General features: G+C 64.5%; 8 protein-coding genes. 3 read left to right on the top strand and 5 right to left on the bottom strand.

Annotated features, from left to right (window positions below; translation table 11 throughout):
* Positions 1 to 7: 7 nt before the first annotated feature.
* Positions 8 to 1207: a DNA polymerase IV gene (locus tag ACQS5P_RS10765; RefSeq protein ID WP_428940897.1), complete on the bottom strand. Its 1200-nt coding sequence runs from the start codon at positions 1205 to 1207 to the stop codon at positions 8 to 10.
* 197 nt (positions 1208 to 1404) lie between these two features.
* Entirely contained in the window at positions 1405 to 2400 is a 996-nt protein-coding gene (locus ACQS5P_RS10760) for an NAD(P)H-dependent amine dehydrogenase family protein (RefSeq protein ID WP_428940896.1), read from the bottom strand.
* Between the two features lie 65 nt (positions 2401 to 2465).
* Here ACQS5P_RS10760 and ACQS5P_RS10755 point away from each other — a divergent pair, with 65 nt between their 5' ends.
* On the top strand, positions 2466 to 3887 hold the full coding sequence (locus ACQS5P_RS10755) for an MFS transporter (RefSeq protein WP_428940895.1): 1422 nt from the start codon (positions 2466 to 2468) through the stop codon (positions 3885 to 3887).
* Between the two features lie 59 nt (positions 3888 to 3946).
* On the opposite strand, the gene ACQS5P_RS10750 is transcribed toward ACQS5P_RS10755, so the two are convergent.
* Together ACQS5P_RS10750 and ACQS5P_RS10745 are read right to left on the bottom strand one after the other, a co-directional pair.
* Complete coding sequence (locus tag ACQS5P_RS10750) at positions 3947 to 4447, bottom strand: gamma carbonic anhydrase family protein (protein WP_428940894.1); 501 nt, start codon at positions 4445 to 4447, stop codon at positions 3947 to 3949.
* A 67-nt stretch (positions 4448 to 4514) separates the two neighbouring features.
* Positions 4515 to 6650, bottom strand: a complete 2136-nt coding sequence (locus ACQS5P_RS10745) for a hypothetical protein (protein WP_428940893.1) — start codon at positions 6648 to 6650, stop codon at positions 4515 to 4517.
* Positions 6651 to 6877: 227 nt separating this feature from the next.
* Between ACQS5P_RS10745 and ACQS5P_RS10740 the strand changes: the two genes are divergently transcribed.
* Positions 6878 to 8104 carry a hypothetical protein gene (locus tag ACQS5P_RS10740; RefSeq protein WP_428940892.1) on the top strand — a complete coding sequence of 409 codons (1227 nt, stop codon included), beginning with the start codon at positions 6878 to 6880 and terminating at the stop codon, positions 8102 to 8104.
* Between the two features lie 294 nt (positions 8105 to 8398).
* The gene (locus ACQS5P_RS10735; protein WP_428940891.1) at positions 8399 to 10393 is read left to right on the top strand and encodes a trypsin-like serine protease; all 1995 of its coding nucleotides are present in this window, start codon (positions 8399 to 8401) and stop codon (positions 10391 to 10393) included.
* A gap of 30 nt (positions 10394 to 10423) precedes the next feature.
* Here the strand turns inward: ACQS5P_RS10735 and ACQS5P_RS10730 are convergent, their stop codons facing one another.
* Positions 10424 to 12466 carry an aldo/keto reductase gene (locus ACQS5P_RS10730; protein ID WP_428940890.1) on the bottom strand — a complete coding sequence of 681 codons (2043 nt, stop codon included), beginning with the start codon at positions 12464 to 12466 and terminating at the stop codon, positions 10424 to 10426.
* Between the last annotated feature and the right edge of the window lie 36 nt (positions 12467 to 12502).

Genomic DNA, 12502 nt, shown 5'->3' with positions numbered 1-12502 from the left:
CGCCGGCTTACGATTCGTTTTGCTGGTTGGTCTGGCGGCGTGTCACCTGCCCGCGGCGCACCGCGGCCTGCCCGTATTTTTGCCTGATCCGGTCGATCGCGTCATCCACACGACGCTGCCGCTGCTGCTGCTCGTCGTCAAACAGCGGCAACTGCGGCGCCTCGCCGCTCAGCCGTGTCGCCTGCACACCCAAAAGACGCAGCGGCTTGAACTGCGTGTGCGCCCAGGCATCAAAGACCGTGCGCGCCGCGTCCCACAGGGGCTTGGTCAGGTCGGTCGGCTCGGCGAGCCGTCCGGCACGGGTGATCGTGTTGAACTGCCCGTCGCGGATCTTCAGCGTCACTCCGCCGGCGCGAAGCCCGCTTCGCCGCAACCGCCACGCCACCTGCTCGACCTGCCCCAGCAGGATCCGGCGCAGCTCCTCGGCATCGGCGATGTCGATGCCGAAGGTCTGCTCCTGCCCGATGCTCTTGGCGCGCGAGTCGGGCGTGACCGGGCGATCGTCCAGCCCGCGCGCCAGCCGGTAATACCGCTCGCCCTCGCTGCCGAAGTTCTGCACCAGCAGCTCCAGCGGCAGCTTGCGGATGTCCCCGATGGTGCGGATCCCCAGGTCGTTCAGCCGCGCCTGCGTCCGCGGGCCGATGCCCCAGATCCGACTGATCGGCAGCGGCGGCAAGAGCCGATCGACATCCTCGCGGCCAACGATTGTCAGCCCGTCGGGCTTGTGAAGATCCGACGCCAGCTTGGCCAGGAACTTGTTGGGCGCCACGCCGACGGAAATCGTGAGCTTCAGCTCGTCGCGCACGCGCTGCTTGATCCGCCGGGCTACGGTCTGGGCGCCGCCGAGCAGACGCTGCGTGCCGCTCAGATCGAGGAACGCTTCGTCAATGCTGAGCGGTTCGATCACCGGCGTGAAGTCATCGAGGATGTCAAACATCGCGTCCGACAGCTCGCGATAGCGCCAGAAGCGTGGCGGCACGACGATCGCCTGCGGACACAGTCGCCGGGCCAGCGCCATCGGCATCGCCGAGCGGCATCCGAAAGGCCGGGCCTCGTAGCTGGCGGTCGCGACCACCGCCCGCGGCCCCTGGCCGCCAACAAGCACCGGCTGGCCACGCAGCTCCGGATTGTCGAGTTGTTCCACGGCGGCAAAGAAGGCGTCCAGGTCTACATGGACAATGGAGCGATCATCCGCGCCGCTGGGCATGCTGACATTCTAACCGGAGAATTGCACGACAAAGATCTGTGTCACGGGCGTCATGTCGCGCGCCGGGATCGCTGGCACGCGCGAGACGCGCGTGACACAAGACTGATTCCCGGTGTGCAGATTCACCTGCGGGCTCACGCCGATTTGAATGCAGCCCTCGCGCCTTCGTGTCTTCGGGGTTCAAACTTCCCCCAACTTCAGCGGGCTTTGCACCCGGCCGGAGGCAGATCCAGCATGGTCTTCAGCCCCGGGCTGACGCTCGGCAGCAGGCGGGCGCAATTCACCAGGGCCGCAACCGTCGCGGTGTCCCCGGGCGTGGCGCCGGGAATGATCAGCGTCAGCGGCACCGGACCGGAAAGCTCGATCCGATCCTCGGCATCCAGAATGCCCACCGCCATCGTCAGGTCCAGCTCGATCGTCAGGTCCTTGCCCTTCCAGCTTGCGGTGTTGCGCATGCCGCAGACCATCCCCGGCTGAATCCTGCCCAGTGCCGAGTCCAACTCGCGGGTGGCGATGACCGGCTCGAGCCTGATCGTCACGTCCCTGGGTCTTGCCTGGCGGCCCAGTCCCGCGGCAAGCATCGCGACGCTTTCGCCGATCCCCATGTGCCCGATCTTGCCTTCCCGCGCCAGGCTGCGAAAGTGCTCTTCGCTCATCGTCGCGCCCACCTTGGCCTGAAGCGGCAGTCGGCGCTTGCCCGCGTCCAGCCGCCGCGTCACCTTCACTGCCGTCACCTTCGTCACCATCGAGCTGAGCACCACCGGCAGCAGATCCATCACGAATCCCGGATTCACTCCCGTGCCCACCAGCGCCACCTTGCGCTTCCTGGCCTGGGCGTCGATCTGCGTGGCCAGCCGCCTGTTGCTGAACGCCGGAAAGCTCATCTGCTCGCAACTGCTGACCACATGCAGCCGATGCCTGATGCACTCGTGCAGGGTCGGGACAACTTTGGCAAAGTGCGACGTGGTGGTGACGATCGCCACCCGCGGCTTGCCGGACAGCGTCTGCTGGATCGAGCCGACCACGCGCGGGCCACGGTCCCTGCCGCCGCCTTCCAGCTCATCCAGCGTTTTGCCGATCTTGGCCGGGTCCACATCGACCAGGCCGACGAGCTTGAAGCTGCGATCTTCGCGGACCGCGCGGGCCGCGCTGATGCCGATGGGACCCAGACCGATGACGATGGTGTTGATCATGTTGGACCAAGAAGGTACCCAGCGACTTGAAATTATGAAAGACTTGGGCGAGGTTACCCACAGCCATGGACACCCCAGCGTCGCCAGCTCCCCCGGCCGACCGTAAACTCTTTCGTGTCGGCACTTTAACCTATACCAAGGCACAGCTTCTCAACGTCTTCTTCTGGCTGCTCTGGGGCGACTTCTGTCTGCACCTGATGGACAACGGCGTCATCCCCACCCTCGTACCCCTCCAGCTCGAAGCCCTGGGCGCCAGCAAGGCGACCATCGGCCTGGTCTACGGCACCATCGTCAACGTCATGTATTTCGTGCTGGTGCCGATCGTCTCCACCGCCAGCGATCGTTACCGCAGTCGTTGGGGAAGGCGCATCCCGTTTTTGCTGGTGCCCACGCCGTTCCTTGCGCTGTGCCTGATCCTGCTGGGATTCTCACAGCACATCGCCATGCTGCTGCAACGCTGGCTGCCGGCGCTTCTGGGTGCGTACCCGGTTCTGTCGATCGCGCTGGTCGTGGCCTGCGTCCTGTTCCTGCTGCTGAAGTTCTTCGACATGTTCCCGCAGTCGGTCTACTACTACATGTGGGCCGACGTGATCCCGCCGCAGCTCATGGGCGTGTTCGGGTCGCTGTTTCGCGTCTGCTACGCGGCGGGGTCGCTGGTGTTCAACTACTTTCTGATCGGCCTGGCCAAAGAGCATCCCGAGCAGATCTACATCGCTTCGGCGCTGCTGTACCTGATCGCATTTGTGGGGCTGTGTTTGATGGTGCGCGAGGGGCAGTACCCGCCGCCCGACCCGCCCGACCCTGAACTGGCTGCGCGGGGGCGAGTGGCGGCGTTTTTCGACGTGGCCCGCACGTATATCCGCGAGTGCTTCTCCAGCGCCTTCTGGTGGAAGTACTTCCTCATGAACGCCGCCTTTCAGTGCGGGTATCAGCCGTTCATCATCAACCTGGTGTTTCTTGGCAAGGAGATCTATGGAGACACCCCCGAAGGGCTGGCGCGCTACGGGCGCGTTCTGGCGCTGCGCGATGTGGTGTGGATCGCGATCTACCTGGCGCTGGTGCCGATCATGGTCCGCCTGCATCCGCTGAAGGCGGCGCTGGGCGGATATGTGCTGATGACGCTCACGGCGATCGTCTCATTCTTCCTCGTGCACAACCCGATCAGCTTCGGCGTGATGACCATCCTCACGTTCATCACCGTCGCGATCTACCTTGGTGGCACAGCGGCGCTGAACCCGCGCATGCTTCCGCAGCAACAATTCGGGCAGTTCGCCTCCGCCGGCGCCATGATCTTCCGCATCACCGTGGCGATCTCCGCCTGGGCGATGGGCCTGGTGCTGGACTGGACCGCCAGCAACCGCTTCATCTACCTGTGGCTGTTCATCTTCACCGCCATCGGCACCGTGCTGACGGTGATGGTCTATCGCGAATGGAAAGCGCTGGGCGGCGAAGAGGCCTACACGCCGCCGGTGGCGTTGGCGCGCTGAATCGGCAGGCGCGATTCGGGCCTGCGGCAAACGCCGCCACGCGTCACCGCCAGTCCCGCTCAGCCGTGCTGCGCGAACTGCCCGGCAATGTAGCGCCGGGCCAGTTCGACGTAATGCCCGCTGAGCCAGCGGAGGTAGGCGATCTCCTGGTCATTGACCGGGCGGACGATGCGTGCCGGCACGCCCATCACCAGCATGCCGTCAGGCACCTGTGTGCCGGGTGTAAGCACCGCGCCCGCCGCCACCAGACAGCCGCGCCCGACCCTGGTTTGCCCCAGCAGCGTGGCCGACATTCCGATCAGCGAGCCTTCGCCGACGAACGCTCCATGCACGATCGCGCCGTGCCCGATGGTCACGTCGTCGGCGATTTCATTGGGAATTCCATTATCGCAATGGATGATAGCTCCGTCCTGCACGTTGACGCGCCGCCCGATGCGGATCGGCGCCACGTCTGCGCGAACAACGCTGTTGAACCAGAAGCTCGACAGCTCGCCGATGCTCACATCCCCGATGATCGTGGCATTGTGCGCCCGAAAATACCCCGAAGCCGTTCTGATCAAGCCCATAGTCCGAAGAAAAAGGGGTCGGGAGTCTTTGTTTGCATCGGAAAAGACTCCCGACCCCTTTTTAGCCGATGTCCAGTCCCGCCAGGTAATCTTCCAGCTCCTTGCGCTGCGCGTTGCGCTTCTGCTCCAACTGCTCCCGCTCGGACTGGAGCTTCTCGATCTGCGACTCCTGCTCATTGAGCTTGGTCAGCAGTCGGTTGTAATACTGACTGTTCCGATCCACCGTCTTCATGTTCTCGCGGATGCGGCCCTGCTCCTGCGTGATGGCGTTGATCCGCTGCTCGTGCTCGGCGATCTGGCGCTCGGTTTCGGCCAGCGCCTGTTTCAGCTCCACTGCCTTGCCGATCGCGTCGCGGACTTCCTTTGGAATCTGACCGTTGCGGGCATAGAACAGAAGCTGTTCGATCTCCGCCGGCAGGATCGCGATCGTCTCGCCCTGAACGATCTCCTCCTTGACGACGAGTTTGCTGGCCTTGCCCGCGCCCACCGTGCCTTTGAAGCGATACAGTGTCTGCGTCGTCTCGATCGGCTTTTCGGTGTCAACCAGCTTCCATCCCTGGCGGATCGGGTGTTCGATGATCAGGGTCTTGTCCCTGTCGCTCTTGTTGTTGGCCAGATACTCCTGCGTGGCCAGATGCCGGCGCGACAGGTACAGCACGCCCTTGACGATCTTGCCGGTGAGGATGGCGGTTTCGCTGCGGTTTTGGGTGCTGTCCACCAGCATCTGAAGATCGATGCCATAGCTGAGCAGGCGTTCCTGCCCGGGCGGCAGGTTCTCGATCCTGGCGTCGCCTGCGTAGTTGCCGGCGTCCAGCACCGTGATCGGTCCCTGTAGCAGATGCTTGTCGGTGGTGTTGCGGATGCGTGCGCCGTTGAGCGGGTGGCGGGGCAGCACCGAACTGTTGTAGATCGAGACGCGCTCGACCTCGATGTTGTCGGCGATGATCGGCAGCATCGCCGATTTCTGCCGCGGCAGCGTCACGTTCCCGACGGTGTACTGGAACAATTCGCCGATCTGCGCCGCCGACGCGACCGACTGAACCGACGCCATGACATCCATGGGCCGGCCAAGCTGTTCGGCGGTGCGATCGGCAGACTCCAGTGCCAACTGCGGCGCCGCGGCTGCGGCAGGCGGCTGGCCGGCGCCGACCGCGCCGCCTCTTGCCCGTCGCGCGGGCGCGCCCGCAACCGCCAGCGGCTCGGCCCGCTTGTCCTGGGCAATCGCCCCTTCATGCGTCGGTGGGCGAAGACTCGCCCACAGCTCCGGCTCCACCACCGGCCGCGGCACGTACAGCGGCTGATACAGATCCATGATGAACGAGATTGGCCGGCCGCTCACCAGCGAAAGCTGCACATTGTTCCAGTCGCTGTCGGTTTGATTCTCCACAATGGCCCAGCCTTGCAGCTTTCCGCCCTGCTGATCGTCCATGATCAGGCGATAGCTGGTCTTCCAGATGGGTGTTTCGACGACATAGCCGATGCGGACGCGGCGCTCGCCTTCGCCGCGGAAGTTGATTGTCACCGGCTTCTTGTCCTGGTCGCGTGCCTGCGCCAGCGCCGCCAGCGCCTTGTTCAGCTCCTCCTGAAGCTGCGGGTCTTCCAGCACCAGGCTGTTGATCGTCTCCAGCTCGATGGAGCGAATGGATGCGCCGGTGAGCAGGTTCAGCACGGCCACCTGCACCGGCTCGCCCTTCTCGACCGGCTTGCGTCTGGTCTCCACGCCCAGGATCGTGCCGGTGAGTTTTTCGGCCTGTGCCGTCACGCTCAGCCGGGCGCCGCGAAGCTGGTTGAGCAAGTCGGCCAATGGGGGGTTGTTCGTGATGTCAACCTGAAAGCTCTTGAGGATCTTGCTGATGGGATCCTGAGAGGGATAGGTGACGGTGCTGACCTGCCCGCCGTCCAGATCCTGGAGCACCAGCGACTTGAGGATGTCATTGATCTGCGCGGTTTTGAATCGCAGCTCGGTGGAGCCGTCGCCATGGACGGTGCCGAAGTGCTCGAAGTAGCCGACGCCGGAAGAGAACAGGACGACGGCGCGGACGGGCACGTCGGCCTGTTGCGGCTGCGCCGCCGCAGCGGGCTGGGGCGCCTGTGGCGGTTGTGCGGGGGTTTGCGCGTTGGCCATCGCGCCGATGGCCGTGCCGATCGCCGCCGAAAGGGCCATCGCTCGTGTTGTTCGCAACAGGTGGGTGAACATGGGGTTTTCCTTTCCGCTTTGCTGCGTGTACGGCGAATCACATCTTATCCGCCGATGCTTAGACGCCACAGGCACGAAGGGGGTTTTCCGGATTTCAGGAAGCGAACCGCCGCCGCGACTGGCCCGAATCTGCAAAAAATCCATGCAGGGGCAACGCCCTTCGGATACAGTCCGTTCGCTTCGCACTACGGGTGTCTGCGCAGTCAGGTTTTTGTGGGGACTTCATCATGCCATCGCGTCGCAACGCTCGCGGGATTCTGACCGCGATCTTGAGTTCCGTCGGACTGATCGGACCGGGAGTTGCCGCCGCTCAGAGTACGGTTTCGTGGATCAACCCTGCGGGCGGGCAATGGTCAGCCCCGTCCAACTGGTCCGCGGGAACTGCACCCGGGCCGGAGGATCACGCGGTGTTCGATCTGGGCAGTCCTGGCGGCTACACCGTCAGCTTTTCTGCCAATGTCAGCAGCAGGTCGCTGTCGCTGCTGGGCGATCGGGTCACATTCGACCTGGCGGGGAACACGTACGCAGTAATGAACAGCGGATCGCTCACCGCGGTGCACGCCGGTAGTTCCGCCGGACCTACTGAATGGACACTCAGGGGTGGCGGAGCGCTCTCGACCGGTTCGCTGGGAGCCGCCCGGATCGCCCAACAGCCCTACGCCAGCGTGATCCTGAATGTCGAGCAGGCGACGACGCTCCAGACCGACTCGCTGTTCGTGGGCAGTGGCAGTTCAGTTGCCCGGATCAACATCAATGGAGGTCAGTTGCTGTCGCGTTACGGAAACGTACGCGTCTTGGAGGGATCGACGATTAACTACAACTCGGGCGTTTTCAGCGTCGGGACCCTCGACTTGGACAAGGGCCACATCGCGCTTGGCAGCGGGGGCGACAAGGTCGTTCATGCCTTCGGCGTCCTGGGGCGAGGGGTCATCGACCTGAACGACAATGCCATGGTGCGCAGCTTCAACAATGGCGGCGGGTGGTTGGAGATGATGCTGTACAGCGGCTACAACGCCGGGCGCTGGGACGGTCCGGGGATTCGCAGTTCCGCCGCCGCCGCAAACCCCCGCATGGCTCTGGGCTATGGCGACGGCTGGGACCTGGCGATCAGCAGCTTCCTCGGCTATCCGCTCAATTACAACAGTACGCTGGTGCGGTACACCTATTACGGCGACGCGAACCTGGACGGCGTTGTCAATATCCGCGATTTGCGTGCTTTGGCCAAGAACTGGAAACGACCCTACAGCCGCTGGGTGGGCGGAGACTTCAACTACGATGACCAGACCGATGCGCTTGACCTGAAACTGCTGGCAATGAACTGGTCAGGAGGCATCGCGTCGTTGAACGAAGCGCTGGCGAGTCTGGAGCTGCCGCAGGTGTCCGTGCCCGAACCGGGTGTGGCTGCCGTGCTGATCCTGGCGGCAACGCTCCGCTCCAGACAGCGTAATCGCTAACCGCGAAATGCCATGCCGGGTCGTGCTCAGGCTGCATCGCTCGGACAAGCGGATAGGAGCAGAACAACCCCGAAATTACGATGTGTGACAACCGCGGACGCAGGCGCGATAGACAGGAAAACCGGTTTCTCGCGACAGCTTCGCGCCGCTTGCCGGCCTTGGCGGTTAGGCAGCGCGTGCTCGGCCATGCCCAGGCGGCGTGGGCGGGTTTTGTCTCACCTTGCAGGCCTGGGCAGGGTATGATCATGGGGTGGGTGGCAGGCGGGTTGTATGGGGTTTGTTCGGAGGTGGGTGATGCGCAAGCGATCGATCTGCATCCTGGCCAGCCTGGTCGGCTCGAGCGTCGGGGCCGCCGATGCCCTGGCCATCACCAATCGCCATGACCGCTCCAGCACCGACTACGTGCTGCTGGGCAGCAACGCCAAGTACGCGCCGGTGGGGTATCTCAGTTCCTTCTCCTTCGCCTGTTCCGGAGTGCTGATTACCCCCAGGTGGGTCCTGACTGCGGCGCATTGCCTCACGGACCCGGAAGCCAAAACGTTTACCGTCACGGGGGGGAGCTACGCCGGCTCGATCGAGATCATCCATCCCGGCTGGAACGGCAATCCCGGCGCGGGAAACGACCTGGGACTGCTGCGGCTGAGCACCGGCACGCTGGGCGTCAGCGGGATCGTGCCGGCGGCTCGATTCAGCGGCAACGAAGTCGGCATGGTCGGCACGTCCGTCGGCTTCGGATATGGCGGAACGGGACTGACCGGTTACGTGACCACATCCAGCATCAAGAAAGCCGCCACCAACCTCATCGACACCACCGGCGATGCCGCCGGCTATCCCTCCTCTGTGTTGTTGTCCGATTTCGATGACCCCAACGACGCCGACGGCCGCAACTCTTTGGGCGACTCCTTGCCGACGAATATGGAGGGATTGACCGCGCCCGGCGACAGCGGCGGCGGCACGTTCGTTGAACTGGGCCCGCGATGGTTCGTCGCGGGCATCCACTCCTTCGGCACCACCGGCATCGGGGCCAACAGCGACGGCAGCATCAACTCCAGCTACAGCGACGTGCACGGCTCGACGCGCGTCTCGTCCTTCAGCTTCTGGATCGACGAGAACATCGCCCACAACTGGACGATCGGCGACGGGACGTTCGGCAACGCCAACGCCTGGAGCCTGGGGCCGGCGGCGCTGCACGAGGTGCCGACGGCCGCCGACGTCGTACGCTTCACCAACAACGCCAGCTATACCGTCAGCTTCACCGGCAACACGACCAACTGGCAGGCCTTCGTCCGGCGCGGAAGCCTCAATCTCAACCTCGGCGGCTTTACCTGGAACCTGGTCGCCAACAACTTCGACCCGGCGCTGGCGGTAGGGCGGGGCAATTCCGGGGAGTCGTCGCTGGTGCTGGTCAGCAACGGCACGCTGAACACGACCGAGACGGTGGCGGGCTTCAGCGGCTCGCTTGCGGTGCTCCAGCTTGGCAACGCGGCAGTGTGGAACAACAGCGGAGATGTGTACATCGCCGGCGACTATGCCGGTCCGCGCGTGCGGGCGCGGCTGGATCTGCTCAACGCCGCCACGCCACCGCAGGTCACGATCGGCGGATTGCTGCGGGTCTATTCCAGCGGCACGGTCAGTCTCAACGGCGGATCGCTGACCGCCGGCTCGATCGATGTGCAGGGCGGGCGGATCACGCTGGCCAGCGGCGGCAACAAGGTCCTGCGCGCCGGCAGCGTCGCCGTCGCCAGCCCCGGAAAAATCGACCTGACCGACAACTGGCTGATCGTCGATTACACCGGCGATTCACAGGTGGATGAAGTCGCGGCGCTGATCGCCAGCGGCTACGCCGACGGCACATGGAACGGCTCGGGGATCCTCAGCAGTCTTGCCGCCGCAGCCAACCGCGCCCTGGGCTACGCCGATAACGTTCTGCTGCACCTGAGCAGCTTCGGCGGGCAGACGGTCGATGACACCAGCGTGCTGGTGCGATACACGTTCTATGGCGACACCAACCTGGACGGGATCGTCGATACGATCGACCTGGACGCGCTGGCGATGAACTGGCAGGCGAGCAGCAGCTTCTGGAGCGGCGGAGACTTCAACTACGACTTCCGCACCGACATCCGCGACCTGTACCTGCTGGCGATGAACTGGCAGGCCGGCGCCGCGGCGCTCAGCCAGGCGCTGGCCGGGCTGGGATTGCCCGGCGTGCCGGTGCCGGAGCCGGCGATGGCGGCGGCGATGGGGGCGATGGCGCTACTGTTTCGCCGTCGGCGGGGCGGGGCGCGCTGAGCCGCAGCGCGCGAGCGCGAACATGACGCCTCACTGCTCCAGATTCAGCCACCTGAGCTCCTGCGGGGTAAGCTCCACGCTCAGCGCCTCGAAGCTGGTTCGGGTCTCGCTGAGCAGCCGCGGGCCAATCAGCGCGAAGGTGGGGAATGGCTGGTGCAGCACGTAGGCCAGCGCAATGCTGATCGGCGGGACGTTCTTCTTGCTGGCCAGCTCGTTGACCCTTGCCAGTCGCTGGAAGTTATCCTCGCTATACCAGCAGCGGACCAGCTCGCTGTCGTCGCGTTTGTCGGGATGGGCGCGGCCGGGGACGAAGAACCCGCGCGCCTGACTGCTCCAGCTCAAAAGAGGCATCTGTGTTCGCGTCAGCCACGCGCGGGACTGCGGATCGCTGGCGGACAGACAGTCTTTCCACGGCGCCTGGATCATCCTCGCCAGGCTGAAATTGTTGCTGAGCACGGAGAAGCCGCTCAGCCCCTTTCTGGCTGCGTATTCGTTGGCCTCTTCGATGCGTGCCAGTGTCCAGTTGCTTCCGCCGAAGACGCGGATTCTGCCGGCGCGCTGGTGTTCGTTGAGGACTTCGACAAACTCCGCGACGGAGATCTCGGGGTTGTCGCGATGCATGAGGTAGATGTCGGCCTGGTCGATCTGCAATCGCTCCAGGCTTTCCAGCAGTTGCCTGGTGAGGTCGCGCGGGTTGCAGAAGGGCGTGTGTGCGCCCTTGACGATGATATTGACGTCATTGCGGACGCCGCGGAGCCTGATCCACTGTCCCAGAAGCTGCTCGCACACACCCGAGCCGTATCCCCAGGCGGTGTCGAAGGTGTTGCCGCCGCGCTCGAAGTAGTCATCGAACATGATGGCGGCGTGAGCGAAGGTTTTCTGGTTGTCCACACCCATGACCAGGCGTGAGACGGGGCGATCCACACCTGCGATGTGGCCATACTTCATCTTCGGGCCTGGCCGTTGCGGTCCTGCGGCAGTGGGTTTACGCAGCGGTTCGCCCGCGACGGTGGTGCGGCGGTAGCCTTCGGGTTTTTCGGATTCGTAGACGAGGTGAATCGCCTGCCGCCAGCGGTCCATGGTTCGCATGTTGCCCAGGGAATCGTCCCAGCTCATGGCTGGCGGCGGGGGCTGGGTCTGCCCGGCGAGGATCGCCTTGCCGGCGACATCGGCTTCGTAGCTGTAGCTGGTGACGTCGGCGTCGATGACGATCTCCGCCGGCTGCGCTTCGCCGTTGCGCTGAACGATGATTCGCCCGATGTCCGGTGCGGTGCGGTTGGCCAGCCACGGGTTGGGAATCGTGATGTTTCCTTCGGACCCGAAGATGCGAACGACGTTGTGCTGATTGAGGCTGATGCCGGTGGAAAGCTGGGCCAGGATGTCGGCGGGGAACTTGAGGCAGGCGACGGCCCACTCGTCCACGCCGGTTTCTCCCAGATGTGCCACGCCCCAGACCTCCAGAGGATCGGCGAAGTTGGCGCCAGTGGCGGCGCCGGCGATCAGGCGCGACATCGAGACGGTGTAGCAGCCGATGTCCAGGATCGCGCCGCCACCCAGGGCGTTGTTGAACAATCGCCCGTCGGGGTTGAACCGCCCGTGGAAACTGAACGTGGCATGGATGAGTCTGACCTGCCCGATGGCCTGGGATCGGATCAGCTCCAGGAGTCTGGCGGTCTGCGGGTGGCAGCGATACATGAAGGCCTCCATGAAGAACACGTTGTTCTCATGGGCGGCTTCGAGCATGGCCATCAGGTCCGGGTGATTCAGCGCCGCCGGTTTTTCGCAGAGGATGTGCTTGCCTGCGCGGGCGGCCCTGATGGCCCACTCGGCGTGCATGGGGTGGGGCGTGGCGATGTAGACAGCCTGCACCGACGGATCGGTCAGAAGCGCTTCGTAGCTGGCGTAGGCCCGCTGCACGGGGAACTCGGCGGCGAAGCGATCGGCGGATTCCTGCGAGCGGCTGGCCACCGCCACCAGCCGTCCGGTCTTGGACTGATTCAACCCCCGTGCAAACGCCCGCGCGATGGCGCCGGTGCTGATGATGCCCCAATTGATGCGTGTCTGCTGGCTCATGCCAGCATCCTAGCCGAGCCGCGGTGGAAATCGAGC

Origin of the sequence: Fontivita pretiosa (genome assembly GCF_050410795.1) — a bacterium.
Classification (GTDB): domain Bacteria; phylum Planctomycetota; class Phycisphaerae; order Tepidisphaerales; family Tepidisphaeraceae; genus Fontivita; species Fontivita pretiosa.
The sequence above is the reverse complement of the archived record's forward strand: the minus strand, read 5'-3'. Positions and strand labels throughout refer to the sequence as shown.

Coding starts and splice junctions, on each gene's coding strand:
- ACQS5P_RS10740 (WP_428940892.1), top strand. CDS start 6,878: ATGCCATCGCGTCGCAACGCTCGCGGGATTCTGACCGCGATCTTGAGT.
- ACQS5P_RS10735 (WP_428940891.1), top strand. CDS start 8,399: ATGCGCAAGCGATCGATCTGCATCCTGGCCAGCCTGGTCGGCTCGAGC.
- ACQS5P_RS10760 (WP_428940896.1), bottom strand. CDS start 2,400: ATGATCAACACCATCGTCATCGGTCTGGGTCCCATCGGCATCAGCGCG.
- ACQS5P_RS10765 (WP_428940897.1), bottom strand. CDS start 1,207: ATGCCCAGCGGCGCGGATGATCGCTCCATTGTCCATGTAGACCTGGAC.
- ACQS5P_RS10745 (WP_428940893.1), bottom strand. CDS start 6,650: ATGTTCACCCACCTGTTGCGAACAACACGAGCGATGGCCCTTTCGGCG.
- ACQS5P_RS10730 (WP_428940890.1), bottom strand. CDS start 12,466: ATGAGCCAGCAGACACGCATCAATTGGGGCATCATCAGCACCGGCGCC.
- ACQS5P_RS10755 (WP_428940895.1), top strand. CDS start 2,466: ATGGACACCCCAGCGTCGCCAGCTCCCCCGGCCGACCGTAAACTCTTT.